Origin of the sequence: Pseudonocardia sp. T1-2H, from assembly GCF_038039215.1 — a bacterium.
Lineage (GTDB): Bacteria > Actinomycetota > Actinomycetes > Mycobacteriales > Pseudonocardiaceae > Pseudonocardia.
The window spans coordinates 319174-335754 of record NZ_JBBPCL010000001.1; the positions used below are offsets into that span (position 1 = coordinate 319174).

At 72.3% G+C, this 16581-nt stretch carries 12 protein-coding genes and 1 pseudogene; 2 read left to right on the top strand and 11 right to left on the bottom strand.

Translation table 11 applies throughout. From position 1 onward, the window contains the following. Nucleotides 1-62: 62 nt before the first annotated feature. From WBK50_RS01585 to WBK50_RS01600, 4 genes are all read right to left on the bottom strand, one after another. Nucleotides 63-1259 (bottom strand): acyl-CoA dehydrogenase family protein, encoded by a 1197-nt coding sequence (locus WBK50_RS01585; RefSeq protein WP_341333895.1) that lies wholly within the window; start codon nucleotides 1257-1259, stop codon nucleotides 63-65. Nucleotides 1260-1417: 158 nt separating this feature from the next. Then, nucleotides 1418-5551 carry an ATP-dependent RNA helicase HrpA gene (gene hrpA / locus WBK50_RS01590; protein ID WP_341333896.1) on the bottom strand — a complete coding sequence of 1378 codons (4134 nt, stop codon included), beginning with the start codon at nucleotides 5549-5551 and terminating at the stop codon, nucleotides 1418-1420. 38 nt (nucleotides 5552-5589) lie between these two features. After that, nucleotides 5590-5850: a hypothetical protein gene (locus WBK50_RS01595; protein ID WP_297495386.1), complete on the bottom strand. Its 261-nt coding sequence runs from the start codon at nucleotides 5848-5850 to the stop codon at nucleotides 5590-5592. 579 nt (nucleotides 5851-6429) lie between these two features. Next, entirely contained in the window at nucleotides 6430-7263 is an 834-nt protein-coding gene (locus WBK50_RS01600; RefSeq protein WP_341333897.1) for a serine hydrolase domain-containing protein, read from the bottom strand. Nucleotides 7264-7282: 19 nt separating this feature from the next. Between WBK50_RS01600 and WBK50_RS01605 the strand changes: the two genes are divergently transcribed. Beyond that, on the top strand, nucleotides 7283-8092 hold the full coding sequence (locus WBK50_RS01605) for a DUF72 domain-containing protein (RefSeq protein WP_341333898.1): 810 nt from the start codon (nucleotides 7283-7285) through the stop codon (nucleotides 8090-8092). A gap of 13 nt (nucleotides 8093-8105) precedes the next feature. Here the strand turns inward: WBK50_RS01605 and WBK50_RS01610 are convergent, their stop codons facing one another. The 6 genes and pseudogenes from WBK50_RS01610 to WBK50_RS01635 form a co-directional block, all read right to left on the bottom strand. After that, complete coding sequence (locus WBK50_RS01610) at nucleotides 8106-9302, bottom strand: MFS transporter (RefSeq protein ID WP_341333899.1); 1197 nt, start codon at nucleotides 9300-9302, stop codon at nucleotides 8106-8108. Between the two features lie 48 nt (nucleotides 9303-9350). Then, nucleotides 9351-10969, bottom strand: a pseudogene (locus WBK50_RS01615) (acyl--CoA ligase family protein). A 101-nt stretch (nucleotides 10970-11070) separates the two neighbouring features. Then, nucleotides 11071-11265 (bottom strand): ferredoxin, encoded by a 195-nt coding sequence (locus tag WBK50_RS01620; protein WP_341333900.1) that lies wholly within the window; start codon nucleotides 11263-11265, stop codon nucleotides 11071-11073. Nucleotides 11266-11269: 4 nt separating this feature from the next. Next, complete coding sequence (locus WBK50_RS01625; RefSeq protein WP_341333901.1) at nucleotides 11270-11788, bottom strand: hypothetical protein; 519 nt, start codon at nucleotides 11786-11788, stop codon at nucleotides 11270-11272. A gap of 415 nt (nucleotides 11789-12203) precedes the next feature. After that, a complete protein-coding gene (locus WBK50_RS01630) occupies nucleotides 12204-12377 on the bottom strand; it encodes a hypothetical protein (RefSeq protein WP_341333902.1) in 174 nt (57 codons plus the stop codon). Nucleotides 12378-12592: 215 nt separating this feature from the next. Further along, nucleotides 12593-14482, bottom strand: a complete 1890-nt coding sequence (locus WBK50_RS01635) for a propionyl-CoA synthetase (protein ID WP_341333903.1) — start codon at nucleotides 14480-14482, stop codon at nucleotides 12593-12595. Nucleotides 14483-14771: 289 nt separating this feature from the next. Here WBK50_RS01635 and WBK50_RS01640 point away from each other — a divergent pair, with 289 nt between their 5' ends. After that, nucleotides 14772-16172, top strand: coding sequence for a GDSL-type esterase/lipase family protein (locus tag WBK50_RS01640; RefSeq protein WP_341333904.1), 1401 nt, complete (start codon nucleotides 14772-14774; stop codon nucleotides 16170-16172). Here WBK50_RS01640 and WBK50_RS01645 read toward each other — a convergent pair. Continuing rightward, entirely contained in the window at nucleotides 16169-16561 is a 393-nt protein-coding gene (locus tag WBK50_RS01645; RefSeq protein ID WP_341333905.1) for a hypothetical protein, read from the bottom strand. The genes WBK50_RS01640 and WBK50_RS01645 overlap by 4 nt on opposite strands. Nucleotides 16562-16581 lie beyond the last annotated feature (20 nt).

The following is a 16581-nucleotide window of genomic DNA, read 5'->3' on the forward strand; positions in this document are numbered from 1 at the left end:
GCCGGACGCGGAATAGCCGCGGCTCGGGGACGGAAACACCCCACTTGCGGGACGACCACGGGCTAGGCGAACGCGCCGATGCCCGTGACGTCCTTGCCGACGATCAGGGTCTGCATGGTCTCCGTGCCCTCGAAGGTGTGGATCGCCTCGATGTCCGCCCAGTGCCGGACGACGTGGTGCTCCAGCAGGATCCCGTTGCCGCCCAGCAGGTCCCGGGCCTCGGAGAGGAGACGCCGGGCGGTCTTCGTGTTGTGCATCTTCGCGAGCCCGGCGACCGTCGGGGAGAGCCGCCCCGCTTCACCGAGCCGGCCGATCTGCATGCAGTAGAGCTGCATGGACGTCAGGTCCGCCAGCATGTTGACCAGCTTCTCCTGCACGATCTGGAACGACGCCAGCGGCTTGCCGAACTGCTTGCGCTCCATCGCGTAGCGCAGCGCGGCGTCGTAGCCGGCCGTCGCGTGGCCGAGGGCCATCCACGCGCAGATCCCGCGCGTGTTGGCCAGCACCTTCGCGCAGTCCGCGAAGGTCTTCGCATGGGCCAGCCGGTTCTCGTCCGGCACGCGCACGCCGGTGAGCGTGATGTCCGCCTGCCACACCGAGCGCAGGGACACTTTCCCGCCGATCACCGTGGCCGCGTAGCCCTCCGCGGGCGTCTCGACGACGAAGCCGAGCACCTCACCGGACTCGGTGTCCCGGGCCCAGACGGTGACCAGGTCCGCGATCGTCCCGTTGCCGATCCAGCGCTTCTCGCCGTCGAGGATCCAGTGGTCGCCGTCGCGGCGAGCGGTGGTCTCCAGCGCGACGGAGTCCGAGCCGTGGTCCGGCTCGGTGAGGGCGAACGCGCCGATCTTGTCCATCCTGGACATCGCGGGGAGCCAGCGCTGCTTCTGCTCCTCCGAGCCGCACATCGCGATCGACTGCATCGCCAGCCCGGCGTGCACCCCGAGGAACGTGCCCAGCGACCCGTCGCCCCGGTGCAGCTCCATGTGCACGAGCCCGCAGGCCAGTGGACTCATCGCGGCGGCGCCGTACCCCTGGATCGTCTCGCCGACGATGCCCAGCTCGGGCAGCCGGCGGAAGAGGTGCCAGGGAAGCTCGGCCTTCTCCCAGTAGTCCCCGATGTCGTCGAGCACCTCGGCGTCGACGAACTTGCGGACGGTGGCGAACCGCTCCCACTGCTCGTCGGTGAACTGCTCGCGGACCGAGAAGAAGTCCGTCCCGAGCGCCTCGCCGAGATGCGCGTACCCCGTGTCGACCATGGCCACCCCCATCGCGTCCGATCAGCCTGACACGGCCGGTGGTTGCGCGCCGGACGAACGACGATCATTCCGCGAGTCGGGGTCCCCAGGCTGCCGAGTCGGGCTCGGCGGTGTACGGGAACCCCGACTCGGTAGCCGCCAGACCCCGACTCGCGGGGTCAGGGGCGGGGCAGGTCGTCGATCGCCTTCTGGATGCGCTTGATCGAGATCGGGTAGCGGGTCTTCATCGGGTGGGCGTAGAGGCTGACCCGGAGCTCCTCGATCATCCAGCGGATCTCGGTGAGCTCCGGTGACGGGTCCACACAAGGCGGGAGCGCGGCCAGCTCGGCGCGGTACTCGTCCGCGACGATCTTGACCTGCGCCGTCCACTGCGCGTCCCGGGCGACGTCGACGCGGAGCTTGTCGATCCGCAGCTCGATCGCCTGCAGGTAGCGGGCGAGGTCCGCGAGCCGGGTCGCGCCCGTCTGCGTGGCGAACCCGGGCCCGACGAGCGCGTCGAGCTGGGCGCGGATGTCCGCGATCCCGTCCCGCAACGCCGGCGCCCGCAGGTCCCCGAGCGCGGCCTGGACGATGTGCCACCGGTCGAGCACCCCGCGGACGGCGTTCAGGACCTGCGTCGTGGTGGCGACCAGACGTTCCCGGGTGAGGTCCCGGACCCGCTCGTAGGCCGCGGCGTCGAACGGCGGGCCGCCCGCGCGGGTCACGATGTGCTCGATCGCGCAGGTCGTGCAGTCCTCGAGCAGCGCAGGGACGCTGCCGTGCGGGTTGCGCGCCAGCGTCAGCTTCGCCGCGTTGTCCAGGCTGCGCTGCACGTGCTTGTTCGGCGACGGCGTCTCCAGCAGGAGCAGCCGACGCACCCCGCGCCGGTGGGCCGCATCGCGTTCGGCGGCGGTCGCGAACACCCGGACGTCGACGGACGTGCCGCGGTCCACGAGCCCCGGGAACCCGGTGACGACGTGGGCGCCCCGGCGGATCGCGTGCTCGCGCGGCAGGTCCCCGAACGACCAGGACGTGAGCCCGGACCGCTCGATGTCGCTCCCGGCGGCGGCCAGCTCCTCGCGGACCTTCGGCGCCAGCTCGCGGCGCAGCGCCTCGAGATCGGTGCCGCGGGTGATCTCGCGACCCTTCTCGTCGAGGACGCGGAAGGTGACGGTGAGGTGCTGTGGCAGCCGGTCCAGCTCCCACGCCCCGCGCGGGATGTCGACGTTGCGCAACCGGCCGAGCTCGCGCTCCAGCCCGTCGAGCAACGGCTCGTCGCCCGCCCGCAGCCGCGACAGCACGGCGCGGGCATGGTCCGGGGCCGGCGCGAACAGGCGGCGGAGGTTCTTGGGCAGCGTCTTGATCAGCGCCGTCACCAGCTCCTCGCGCAGCCCGGGGACGAGCCAGGTGAACGGCGTCGGGTCGACCTGGTGCAGCGCGGCCACCGGCACGTCGACGGTCACGCCGTCCGTCACGTGGCCGGGCTCGAACGCGTACGACAGCGGCAGCGTCAGCCCTCCGGCCGCGACGTGGTCCGGGTAGGCCTCGCGGTTCACCCCGCGGGCGGCCTCGGTCGCCAGCATCTCCTCGGTGTAGTCCAGGAGGTCCGGGTTGCGCCGGGACTCCTTCTTCCACCACGAGTCGAAGTGCCGCCCGGACACGACGTGCGCCGGGATCCGCTCCTCGTAGAACGCGACGAGCGTCTCCTCGTCCACCACCAGGTCGCGGCGGCGGGCGCGGTGCTCCAGCTCCTCGACGTCGTCGAGGAGCTCGCGGTTCGCCCGGAAGAACCGGTGCCGGGTCTCCCAGTCGCCCTCGACCAGCGCGTGCCGGATGAACAGTTCGCGGGACGTCTCGGGGTCGATCCGCCCGAAGTCCACGGTCCGGTTCGCGACGACCGGGATGCCGTGCAGCGTCACGCGTTCGGTCGCGACGGCCGAACCGCGCTTGCGGGACCAGTGCGGCTCCGAGTACGTCTTCTTGACGAGATGTCCGGCGAGCGGCTCGATCCACTCCGGCTGGATGCGCGCGGCGGTCCGCGCCCACAGCCGGGACGTCTCGACGAGCTCCGCGGCCATCACCCAGCGCGGCTGCTTCTTCGCGAGCGCCGAGCCGGGCCAGATCATGAACTTGGCGTTCCGCGCGCCGAGGTACTCCTTGCCGCGGCGGTCCTTCGGGTTGGCCTTCTCCGCCGTCGGGTCGAGCAGGCCGACCTGCGACAGCAGCCCGGAGAGCAACGCCTGGTGGATGCGGTCCCCGTCGGGCGTCACGTCGTTCACGGTCATGCCCGCGGAACGGGCCGCCTGACGGAGCTGGCCGTGCAGGTCCCACCACTCGCGGATTCGCAGGTAGTGCAGGAACTCCTCGCGCAGCTGCCGGCGGAACCTGCTGCCGGACAACGCCTCCCGCTGCTCGGCGACGTATTCCCAGAGCTTGAGGTAGGCGAGGAAGTCCGAACCGTCCTCGCTGAACCGGGCGTGCTTCTCGTCCGCGGCCTGGCGCTGTTCGGTCGGCCGCTCGCGCGGGTCCTGGACGGACAGCGCGGCGGCGATCACGAGGACCTCGCGCAGGCAGCCGGTCTTGTCCGCCTCGACGAGCATCCGGCCGAGCCGCGGGTCCACCGGAAGCCGGGACAGGGAACGGCCTACCGCCGTCAGGGCGCCGGCGTCGACCGCGCCGAGCTCGTGGAGCAGGGCGAGGCCGTCGTTCACCGCGCGCGGGTCCGGCGGCTCGACGAACGGGAACTCGGAGATCTCACCGAGCTCCAGCGCGATCATCTGCAGCACGACCGACGCGAGGTTGGTGCGCAGGATCTCCGGTTCCGTGAACTCCGGGCGGGCGTCGAAGTCGTCCTCGGCGTAGAGACGGATGCAGATGCCGTCGCTGGTACGGCCGCATCGGCCCGCGCGCTGGTTCGCCGAGGCCTGCGAGACCTTCTCGATCGGCAGCCGCTGCACCTTCAGCCGTCGTGAGTAACGGGAGATGCGGGCGGTGCCGGTGTCGATCACATAGCGGATGCCGGGAACGGTCAGCGACGTCTCGGCGACGTTCGTGGCCAGCACGATCCGGTTCCCCGAGTGGGGCGAGAAGACGCGCTGCTGCTCGGCCGTCGACAGACGGGCGTAGAGGGGGATGACCTCGGTGTTGCGGAAGTCGCGCTTGCCGAGGGCATCCGCGGCGTCCCGGATCTCCCGCTCGCCGGGCAGGAACACGAGGATGTCCCCGGGGCCTTCGCGCTGCAGCTCGGCGACGGCGTCGGCGATCGCGTCGAGCTCCTCGCGGTCCGGGTCGGCGTCCGGGTCGTCGGGATCGACGACGGGGCGGTACCGGATCTCCACGGGGAACGAGCGACCGGAGACCTCGACGATCGGCGCCGGCTTCTCCGGGGTGCCGAAGTGCGCGGCGAACCGCTCGGGGTCGATCGTCGCCGAGGTGATGACGACCTTGAGGTCGGGGCGCCGGGGAAGCAGCTGGGTGAGGTAGCCCAGGATGAAGTCGATGTTGAGGCTGCGTTCGTGCGCCTCGTCGATGATGAGCGTGTCGTACTTGCGCAGCATCCGATCGCCGGTCAGTTCGGCGAGCAGGATGCCGTCCGTCATCAGCTTGACCATCGTGCGGTCGCCGACCTGGTCGGTGAAGCGCACCTTCCAGCCGACGACGTCGCCGAGCTCGGTGCCGAGCTCCTCGGCGATGCGGGCGGCGACGGTGCGCGCGGCGAGCCGCCGGGGCTGGGTGTGACCGATCATGCCCTCGACGCCGCGACCCAGCTCGAGGCAGATCTTCGGGATCTGTGTGGTCTTCCCGGACCCGGTCTCGCCGGCGACGATCACGACCTGGTTGTCCCGGATCGCGGCGGCGATGTCCTCGCGGCGCGCGCTGACCGGCAGGGTCGGGGGGTAGGAGATCGACGGGACGGCCGCGCGGCGGCGCTCGATACGCGCGGCCTCGGCGGCGGCGCGGCGCTCGGCGGAGACGGCCCGGTGGACGGAGTCGGGTCGATGCGCGGACGCCTGGCCCTGGTCTCGGCGTGCGTCGCCGGAGACGGAGGCGTCCGTGGTGGAGGGGCCGGGCGCGTTACCCCTCCGGTCGCGATGATCGGAGGGTGCGCTCCGGCCCCTGGACCCGCGGCGGCGGGACGGCCGCCGACGGGTCCGGTCGCCGCCCTGGGGGGTGCCGTCGCTCCGGGGGGTGGGAGCGCTCGGCAGGGCGGCGGGTCCGGATGCGGGAACGTGCCGTTCCCCGGCGGCGTCCGCTACGGGACGGGCGGGTTCACGGTCGGGGCGCGCCTGGGCGCGGGCCGGTGTGGAGGACATCGTTCCTGCAGTCTGCCTGATGGCGTCGGTGCCCGACGTCAGGCCGAGCGGAGGACGGGAGTGATCTCGTCCGCGGTGGGGGTGTCGGCTGCCGGGTGCTCGACGAGCGCGAGCACGCGGTTGGCGAGGAACCGTGCGGTGCGCACGGTGCTGCCACCACGCGTCACCTCGCTGACCTCGACGACGCCGCGGCCGTGCGCGACGTCCACGCGGCGTCCGGCGCGGGTGGCCCCGACCTCGTAGGTCTTGGTGGTGCCGCTGCCGGCGTCGATCACGATCTCGACGCGGTCGCCCTTCATGGATCCTGCTTCCGAAGCTGGGGGGAGTGGAGATGTCCGCACCGAACGCCGGTCGCCTCTCGGCGCGTGGCCGCTCGCAGCGGCGATGGGTGAGACCCGGGGACACGGATCGCCCGGCGCGGACGCTCCTCACAACCATACCCACGGGGGGTTTATTCCTAGGGGAGGTCGGTGTCCGAGGAGGGCGCCGGTCGCCTCTCGGCGCGTGGCCGCTCGCAGCGGCGAAGGGGTGAGACCCGGGGACACGGATCGCCCGCCTCGGACAGTTCCTACAACCCTGCCCGTCCGGGGTTTGTTCCCCGGAGAGCGAGGTAGGTGTCCGAGCCGAGTGCTGGTCGCCTCGCGGCGAACGGCACACCCAGGCTCCAGCCGAACTGGTATTCCATGGCGGCGCTTATCTATTGCGGCCCGGGGACACAGGTCACCCGACCCGGACTTCATGCTCCAACGGCCGGGGCGCCGAGATGATTCCCGGATCCCGGGGGTGTCTCGGGTCACGCGCCGAGGCTCCGCTCGCGTCCCGGTGCCGTCGCTCGCGTCCGGCCGCGCGCGGAACCGCCGGAACTGCAGCGGAGGAGGTCAGAGCGCCTCGAGCACCCGGTCGTTGAACGGGGCCCAGCCGTCGTGCGCCCAGGTGTCGAAGTCCCGGTCCGTCAGCACGACGCAGGCCGCCCGCGCGTCGGGATCCACCCACAGGAACGTCCCGGACTGGCCGAAGTGCCCGTAGGTCCGCGGCGAGTTCCTCGTGCCCGTCCAGTGCGGGGACTTGCCGTCCTTGATCTCGAAGCCGAGACCCCAGTCCGACGGGCGCTGCCGGCCGTAGCCGGGGACGACGCCGTCGAGCCCGGGGAAGGCGACCGTCGTCGCCTCCGCCATCGTCGACTCCGCGACCAGCGTCGGTGCCTGGAGCTCCGCGGCGAAGCGGGACATGTCCGCGGCGGTGGACCAGGCGCCGGACCCGGGCGGGCCGGGCAGCCGCGTGGCGGTGAGACCGAGCGGATCGAGCACGGCCTCCTGCAGGTAGTCCGCGAAGGCGATCCCCGTGGCCTTCGCCAGGACCTCGCCGAGCACCGCGAAGCCCTCGTTGGAGTAGATCCGCCGGCGCTCCGGGCGCGCCACGACGTGGGGGGAGTTGAAGTCGAGGCCGGACGTGTGGGCCATCAGGTGCCGGACCGTCGACCCCTCGGGGCCCGCGGGCCGGTCCCACTCGAGCGCGCCCTCCTCCACCGCGATGAGCACGGCGTAGGCGCTGAGCAGCTTGGTCACCGACGCGAGCCGGAACTCGCGGTCCTGCTCGCCCGCGGTCGCGAGGACTCTGCCGTCCGCGGCGACGACGGCCGCCGCGACGTGCGGAACGGGCCAGTCGAGCACCGCGCCGACGGCGCGGGCGAGATCGGGGTGCGCGGCGTCCATACCGGGAATACTCGCACCGATGGCGATGATCCGGATCGGAACCTCGGGGTGGCGGTACCCACCGTGGCGCGGCACGTTCTACCCCGAAGGCCTCGTCCAGCGGCGCGAGCTCGAACATCTCTCCCGCGCGGTGTCGTCGATCGAGATCAACGGCTCGTTCTACTCGTTGCAGCGCCCCGAGAGCTACCGCTCGTGGGCCGCGGAGACGCCGGAGGACTTCCTGTTCGCGGTGAAGGGGCCGCGGTTCGTCACGCACATGAAGCAGCTCCGCGACGTCCGGACGCCCGTGGCGAACTTCATGGCCAGCGGCGTGCTGGCGCTCGGGGAGAAGCTCGGCCCGATGCTCTGGCAGCTCCCGCCGCGGATGCGGTTCGACCCCGAGCGGCTCGACACGTTCCTCTCCCTGCTGCCGCACACGACCTCGGCCGCCGCGGAGCTGGCCCAGGAGCACGACGAGCGCCTCGAGGGCCGCGCGCACCTCACGACCGACGCGGACCGGCCGCTGCGGCACGCCCTCGAGGTCCGGCACGAGAGCTTCCGGGATCCCGCGTTCACCGCGTTGCTGCGCAAGCACGACGTCGCACTCGTCGTCGCGGACACGGCAGGCAAGTGGCCCTTCCTCGACGACGTCACGTCCGATCTCGTCTACGTCCGGCTGCACGGCGACGAGGAGCTCTACGTCAGCGGCTACTCGCCCGAGGCGCTCGACCGCTGGGCGGAGCGGATCCGGGGCTGGGCCGACGACGGGCGGGACGTCGTTGTCTACTTCGACAACGACGTCAAGGTGCACGCCCCCTACGACGCGATCGCACTCGCCGAACGGTTGTGAGCGGAAGACGTCGTCAGGACGACGTCATCCGTGCACGAGCGCCGAAGGCGCGCAACATCCGGCGGCCCAGCACCATCCCCGCTGCCGCGATCAGCATGACCCCGGCCGAGACGAGCCAGGCCGTGGTGAACGAGAAGTGGCTGGCCAGGAACCCGAAGCCGACGGGCCCGAGGCAGCTCCCGCCGTACACCCCGACCTGCACGATCGCGGTCGCGGCGGCGGGTGCCGACGGGTTGAGCCGCACCACCGCGAACTGCAGCAGTCCCGGCCACGCCCAGCCGAGCCCGAAGCCGAGGATCGTGCCGAGGATCAGCGCCACCGAGCCCGGGACGGCGAGCAGGGCGAGCCCGCCCGCCCCGAGCAGCAGGCTCCCCGCGACGACGGCGATGTGTCCGCCGGAGCGCCGGTCCGCGAGCCATCCGTGCAACATCCGCATGATCAGCCCGACCACGCTGCCGAGAGTGAGGACCAGGCCGGCCAGCCCCACGTCGATCCCGCGGTCGACGGCCGCGGCGACGAGGAAGATGCCCAGCCCGGTCGCGCAGGCGGCGGCCAGCCCGCCCGCGATCCCGATGACCGACAGCGCCGCCGTCGCCCGGTTCTCGGGGGGCGCGGCGTCCCTCGGCGTCTCCCGTCCGCCGCGCGGCGCGGCGAACAGTGCGCACAGGGCGAGCCCGGCGCCGATCACGTAGGCCCAGCGCCAGCCCAGCGTCAGGGCGACGGCCGGGACCGCGACGCCGGCGAGCAGCGTCGCCAGCGGCACGGACGACTGCTTGACCCCGAACGAGAGCCCGAGCCTCGCGGCCGGCATCGAGCGCGCCAGCGTGAGGTTCGACGAGAGCTGGCCCATGACGTTGCACCACGCCCCGCAGAGCAGGATCGCGATCAGCGAGCCGTAGGACCGCGCGGCGACCGAGCAGAGCAGCATGAAGAACGCGGCGCCGACGACGGCGATCCGGCTCGTCGTCCCGGAGCCCAGCCGCTCCACGATCCGCCCGACCGGCAGCGACACGAGCGCGCTGACCCCGAAGTAGAGCGCCACCACGAGGCCCAGGCCGGCGGGGTCGAAGTCCAGCTCGCGGGAGATCTGGACGCTCAGCGCACCGGTCAGGAAGACGGGCAACACCGTCGACGTCGTGACGACGACCGCGCCCGCGCCGACCCGGAACGCGCTCTGCGGCGGGGTGAGGGGCTCGGTCGCGACGCTCATGGTTCGCTACGCTAACCGAAATGTCCGGCTCTGGGCCGGACGTGTGGCCTACCCCCTGATGCGGGCCCCGCCCTCGCCCCACTCCTTCTCGCGGAGCTCGAACTTCTGGATCTTGCCCGTGGAGGTCTTGGGCAGCTCCTCCACGATCTCGACGGCCTTGGGCGCCTTGTACCGCGCGATCTTCGACTTGACGTGCTCGATCAGCGTCGCCTCGTCCGCGCTCTCCCCGGGGAGAGCACCACGAACGCCTTCGGCCGCTCGCCGTACTGCTCGTCCGGCACCCCGACGACGGCCGCCTCCAGCACGGCCGGGTGCGACACGATGGCCTGCTCGACCTCGACCGTGGAGATGTTCTCGCCGCCGGAGATGACGACGTCCTTGGCGCGGTCCCGCAGCTCGACGAAACCGTCCGGGTACATGACGCCGAGGTCCCCGGAGTGGAACCAGCCGCCCTCGAACGCCTTCTCCGTACCGGCCGGGTCCTTGTAGTAGCCGGTCATGACATTGTTGCCGCGCATCACGATCTCGCCCATGGTCGTGCCGTCCGCCGGCACGTCGGCCATGTCCTTGTCGACGACGCGGAGCCGCTCGGCCTGCAGCATCCCGACGCCCTGGCGCGCCTGCAGCGATGCCCGCTCCTCGGGCTCCAGGTCGTCCCAGCCGCGCTGGTACTGGTTCACCGAGTACGGCCCGTAGGTCTCGGTGAGGCCGTAGACGTGCACGATCCGGAAGCCCATCTGCTCCATCTGCAGGATGGTGGTCGGGCTCGGCGGTGCGCCCGCGGTGGTGATGACGAGCTGGTAGTCCAGCCTCTTCGCCTCGGGCGCCCGCATGATCGTGGTGACGACGGTCGGGGCGCCGTTCAGGTGCGTCACCCGGTGCTCGTCGATCAGGGACCAGATGACGTCCCCGCGGACCTCGCGCAGGCAGACGTGCGTGCCGCCGATGCCGGTGATCGCCCACGGGGTGCACCAGCCGTTGCAGTGGAACATGGGCAGCGTCCAGAGGTAGACGCTGTCCGGGGTGTGCGTGGAGTGCACGATCTCGCCGAACGAGTTCAGGTAGGCGCCGCGGTGGCTGTACTGCACGCCCTTCGGCTGCCCGGTGGTGCCGGACGTGTAGTTGATCGAGATGGTCGACTGCTCGTCGTCGACCTCCCACCGCAGGGGCTCGTCCGACCCGCGGGCGAGCAGGTCGTCGTAGCGGACGCCGCTCCCGATCCCGTCCCCGGGCGCAGCCGGGTCCACGACGGTGATGATCTCCTCGACGGTCTTCAGCTCACCGGCGACGGGCGCGACCCTCGGGTACAGGGCGGCGTCGACGACGAACAGCGTCGCGCCGGAGTGGTCCAGGATCTGCTGCACCTCGGGCGTCGAGAGCCGGGTGTTGATCGCGACCAGCACCGCACCGGCGAGCGGCACGGCGAAGTGCGCGACGAGCATCTCCGGGATGTTCGGCAGCATGTACGCCACCCGGTCCCCGGGCTTCACCCCGGACCCGCGCAGGGCGTGCGCGAGGCGCGTGGCCTCGGCTGCGAACTCCGCATAGGTGCGCCGGCGCTCGCCGTACACGATCGCGGTCTTGTCCGGGTAGACGTCCGCCGAGCGCCGCAGGAAGCTCAGCGGCGTCAGCGGGGTGATCCAGACCGGCGTACCCGTCCCGGCCACGTCCCGTTCGATCTCCGTCTCGGTCACCGACGACCTCCCTCACGTGCGCGTGAGGGAGATCCTTGCGGGTGGACCCGGTCGGAGCAACGGGGGGGCGGCGCTCAGGTCTCCTGGAGGCTGATCGCGGCCTTGGGGCACGACCGCACGGCCTCCTCGAGCTTCGGCCGCAACGATTCGGGCGGCGTCTCGTCGAGGATGTAGAGGTAGTCGTCGTCGCGCACCTCGAACACCTCCGGGGCGATGCCCATGCAGACGGCGTTGCTCTCACAGAGGTCGAAATCCACCACAACCTTCATGGGGTCATGGTGCACCCGCGGCGAGCTGCGTGGGTGACTGAGGACACCCTGAATCGGCGTGAGGCTCGCCATGCCCGACGGCGCTCGCGGCGTCGTCGCCCTGTGCGCTTCCGTCCCGCACGCCCGTCGGAGGCACGGCGCTGGTCGGTGCACAGTCGCCCGCGGTGGCCCGGGCGGCCTCGGGGGACGGGCGGACGACGGCCGGCGGCGCGGATGCGGGCGGGGTGGTGTTCGCGGCGGCGGAGGCTGCCAGGACGAGCGCGGCGGCCCGGGCGAGGTCGCGGTGCGGCAACGTCTCGCAGGCGCGGCCGTTGCCGTCCCGGTCGAGCTGGGCGGCGCGTTCGGCATCCGGGGAGGGGGCGGTCAGGGCAGCGGTCAGCGCGGTCTGCGCGTCCTCCTGGTAGGCGAACGCGCTGCAGGAGCGGTCCTCGAGGGCCAGCGCGGTGCCGACCAGTCCGAGGATCGTGGCCAGGCTGAAGGCGGCCGACACTGCGGCCAGCCGCCGATGGCGGGGGCGGTGCATGGGAGGCGGGGGTCCTCTCGTGCGGGTGGGGCGGCGCGCGGGGGAGCGGATTCGGCGTCCCTCGCTCATCGGGCTCCTCATCCCGCTGTTACCGCAGACCACCGCCGCCGGCGAAGGTTGGGGCGGACGCCGCGCGGCGTTCGCCAGGGGAGACCAGCGACTCCCGGCGCCCGGACCTCGGTGCGGTCAGCAGTCCGATCACCGACAGCAGGTCGCGCTGAGGGTCACCGTCCCCGTGTAGACCAGGGCCGCCAGCGGCTCCGGCGGGAAGCTGCCGGCCACCTGGGTGGCGAACGGAACCAGCACGATCGTGAGGCTCCAGGCCGGGTTGGCCAGTAGGAACGCGCCGTCGTAGGCGCCGACGCCCTCGACGATGCGATGAGGGCGAGCCAGAGCCGCGCGATCAGGACGAAGCTCAGGAAGAACGTGCCGAACCTGCCGGCCTCGTCGGAGAACAGGCTGGCCGGATCTCGGCCGGCTTGCGTCCCCCGAGCACGTCGACCAACGGAAGGACCAGCAGCGTGATGGCGATGGCAACGACCGCGTCGAGAAAGGTGACGAACCTGTCGAGCCCGCGTTCAGTACGCATCCGCGCAGGCTAGGGACCCGGCGCGCGGCCCGTGGCAGCAGTCGCGCTTGCCCTGGCTCCAGCCCCTGCAAGCCTGTCCCAGGCGCCGCTTTCAGTGGCAATCGGTACGCGCTGCGGCGAGGCAGCGCTGGGGCGGGCGTGGCGACCACGGGCGGGCCGGCGCGGAGGCCGCGGGGGCCACCGGCACCGGCTCCGCAGTGGTGCGCTCCGGCCGGCTACTCCTTGCGCAGGACGGGGCGCAGCGTGTCGAGCACCGAGGCGTCGTCGATGGTCGAGGGCACGGACTCGTCCGTCCCGTCGGCGATCCCGCGCATCGTCTTGCGGAGGATCTTCCCGGAGCGGGTCTTGGGCAGCCCGTCGACGATCGCGACGTCCTTGAGCGAGGCGACCGCGCCGACCTGGTCCCGGACCATCGCCACGAGCTCCCCGCGCAGCTTCTCCTCGTACCTTTCCGCCGAGGTGTCGACCCCGGCCTTGAGCACGACGAACCCGCGCGGGATCTGGCCCTTCATCTGGTCCGTGACGCCGATGACCGCGCACTCCGCGACGTCCGGGTGGGAGGCGAGCACCTCCTCCATGCCGCCCGTCGACAGCCGGTGCCCGGCGACGTTGATGACGTCGTCCGTGCGACCCATCACGAACACGTAGCCGTCCTCGTCGAGGTGCCCGCCGTCCCCGGTGAGGTAGTAGCCCTCGAACGCGGACATGTAGGACTTGAGGAACCGCTCGTCGTCGTTCCACAGTGTCGGGAAGGCCCCCGGCGGCAGCGGCAGCTTCGCCACGATCGCCCCGTCCGTGCCCGCCGGGACCGGCTTGCCGTCGCCGTCGAGGACCTGGATGTCCCAACCCGGCAACGGGCGCGTCGGCGACCCCGGCTTGACCGGGAGCAGCTCGATCCCGGCCGGGTTCGCCACGATCGGCCACCCCGTCTCGGTCTGCCACCAGTGGTCGATCACCGGGATGTCCAGCAGCTTCGAGGCCCACCGGTAGGTCTCCGGGTCGAGCCGTTCCCCGGCGAGGAAGAGGTACTTCAGCCCCGACAGGTCGTACTTCCTCGCGAACTCACCGTCGGGGTCCTCCTTCTTCAGCGCCCGGAACGCCGTCGGCGCGGTGAACATCGACCGCACGCCGCACTCGCTCATGACCCGCCAGAACTGGCCCGCGTCCGGCGTGCCGACCGGCTTGCCCTCGTAGAGCACGGTCGTCGCCCCGGCGAGCAGGGGCGCGTAGACGATGTAGGAGTGCCCGACCACCCACCCGACGTCGGACGCGGTGAAGATCGTCTGACCGGGGCCGACGTCGTAGACGTTCGGCATCGACCAGGCCAGCGCGACCGCGTAGCCAGCGGAGTCCCGGACCACGCCCTTCGGCTTCCCGGTCGTCCCGGAGGTGTAGAGGACGTAGAGCGGATCGGTCGCCCTGACCGGCACCGGATCCGCCGGCGCCGCCTCGGCCACCGCGGACGCCCAGTCCACGTCGTCCTCGCCCATCGCGGCCTCGGCCTGCGGGCGCTGCAGGATCACCCGCTTCGCGGGCTTGTGGGCGGCGAGCTCGATCGCCTTGTCCAGCAACGGCTTGTACTCGATGATCCGCTTGCCCTCGATCCCGCACGACGCGGACACGATCACCGTGGGCTGCGCGTCGTCGATCCGGACCGCGAGCTCCTTCGCGGCGAACCCGCCGAACACCACCGAGTGCACCGCGCCCAACCGCGCGCAGGCCAGCATCGCGATCGCCGCCTCGGGGACCATCGGCATGTAGACGACCACCCGGTCGCCCTTGCTCACCCCGAGAGCGCGCAGCACCCCGGCGAACGCCGCGACCTCGTCGCGGAGCTGGGCGTAGGTGTAGGTGCGCTTGGTGTCGGTGACCGGGGAGTCGTAGACCAGTGCCGTCCGGTCCCCGTTCCCGGCCTCGACATGGCGGTCCAGCGCGTTGTACGCGACGTTCAGCTCACCGTCCGGAAACCACCGGTAGAACGGCGGGTTCGACTCGTCCAGCGCCTGCGTCGGCGGCGTCGCCCAGTCGATCGCCCCGGCCGCATCCAGCCAGAACCTCTCCCGGTCCTCCACGCTCGACCGGAAGATCTCCTCGTACGAGCCCACGTGCGGCCTCCCTCGCCGATGGCGTCCCTGTCGCGGTGCGAGCCTAGTGCGGAGGCCCGAGGGACGAGGACCGAACTGGTCGTCCGGCCAGGTCCGCCGTTCGTCCACGGTGGCCGTCCATCCGACGACAGCACGGAGCGTGGTTACTGCTCTACGTAACGTCATCACCCGTGTGGCCGACAGACCGAGCGGGTCGCGCGCTCGTTCGACCCTGCAGAGCGTGTGGGCGACACCCACACGAGCGGACTTCGTCCCTCGGTGGTGTCGCGGACCGGCGAGAGGGGTTCGGGTGGACGGGGCAGCACGCGTGCTTGCGGCGGTCCGCCGGTCCGTCGTGGCCGTCGGCACGATCGTCGGGCGGTCCTACGGCTCGCTGAACTCGCGCCGCGCCACCGCCGTCGCGATGGCGACGGCTCTGCTGACCGTGGTGACGGCGATCGGCGCGATCGGGGTCCTGGGTGGTTCCGCGTCCGCCCAGACGGCGTCGGCCCGCCCCGCCGATCCCTGCGGGCCGGCCTGGGTGACGGCCTGGCAGACCAGCCCGCAGCCGGGGGTCGCCGGGGCGCTGCTCGCCGGCCGCGCCCTGCGGATGGTCATGACGCCGCAGGTCACGGGCTCGGAGATGCGGGTCCGGCTGTCGAACCGTTACGGCCGCAGCCCGCTCGTCGTCTCCGCGGTGTCCGCCGCGGCCGTCGACTCGGGCGCGGCGCTCGCGCTCGGGACGTCGCGGCCGGTGTACTTCGGCGGCAGCCAGGGCGTGACGATCCCGCCCGGTGAGGACGTGGCCAGCGACCCGGTGCCGTTCGTCGCCGAGGCCGGCCGGCCGCTCGCGGTCAGCATGTTCCTGCCGTCGGCGGCGGACCGGGTGGCGACCCATCCGGTCGCGATGCGGACGTCGTACGTCTCGGAGCCCGGGGCCGGGATCGGCGCGGTCGACGCGACGGACGGCTCCGCGTTCACCACCTCCGTCGCGTCGTGGTTCGTGCTCTCCGGGGTCGACGTGCTCGCCCCGCGGGCGGAGAACGCCGTCGTGCTGGTGGGGGACTCGATCACCGACGGCGTGGGCAGCGACCAGGACCGGGACGACCGGTGGCCGGACGCGCTGTCCGAGCGGCTGGCCGACGCGGGCGGACTGCGGATGTCCGTGATCAACGCCGGGATCTCCGCGAACCAGCTGCTCGGCGGCACCCCGTCGCAGGTCGGGGACACGCCGGCGGCCCGGTTCGACCGGGACGTCCTGGGCGCCGCCGGGGTCAGGGACGTCGTCCTGCACATCGGCACGAACGACCTGGCCGCGGGCCGGAGCGCGGACGAGATCATCGCCGGTCTCGTGGACTTCGGTGCCCGGGCCCGCGGGGCCGGGCTGCGGGTCTTCCTGACGACCATCACGCCGTCCACCACGGGCACGCACGGCACCCCGCAGGCCGTGGCCGGCCGCGAGGCCGTCAACGCGTGGATCCGTGCACAGGGCGCCGCGCACGCGGACGGGGTCTTCGACTTCGCCGCGGCCGTCGCCGACCCGGCGGACCCGGCCCGGCTGCGACCCGCCTACGACTCCGGCGACGGCCTGCACCTCTCGCCCGCGGGGTACCGGGCGATGGCTGCGGCGGTGCGCACGGAAGGACTCACCGGGAGTCCGTGCCTCGCGGACACGGACCCGGCGAGGATCGCGGTCTCCGGCGGACGCTAGCGCCGCTTGCGGAACCGGAGCGGGGAGCGCCGCTGCTCCTCGGCCGCGCTGAGCGGCAGCGGGCCCGTCGGCGTGTCCTCCTGCTCGAGCCGCTCGGTGACCCAGTCGACGACGAGCGCGGCCGGAGAGGTGCCGCGCTCCTCGGCGACGTGGCGCAGCTGCTCGATGCGCAGGGCGGGCAGCCGGATCTGGAAGACCTGCGCCGTGCCGAACCGGCCGGTCAGCTCGCTCGCGCCCGGCTCCGCGGAGGGGGCCAGGGCGGCGAGGTAGGAGTCCAGCTCGGGATCGTGCGGTCCGAGCTCCGCGGGCGGCTGGGGCGGCGGTGCGGCCCGATCGCGGCCGAGGGGAGCGCCGTGCCGTGAGGAACGTCGTTCCCGGAAGGGAGACATGGCCGCAGCCTACGGGCGCC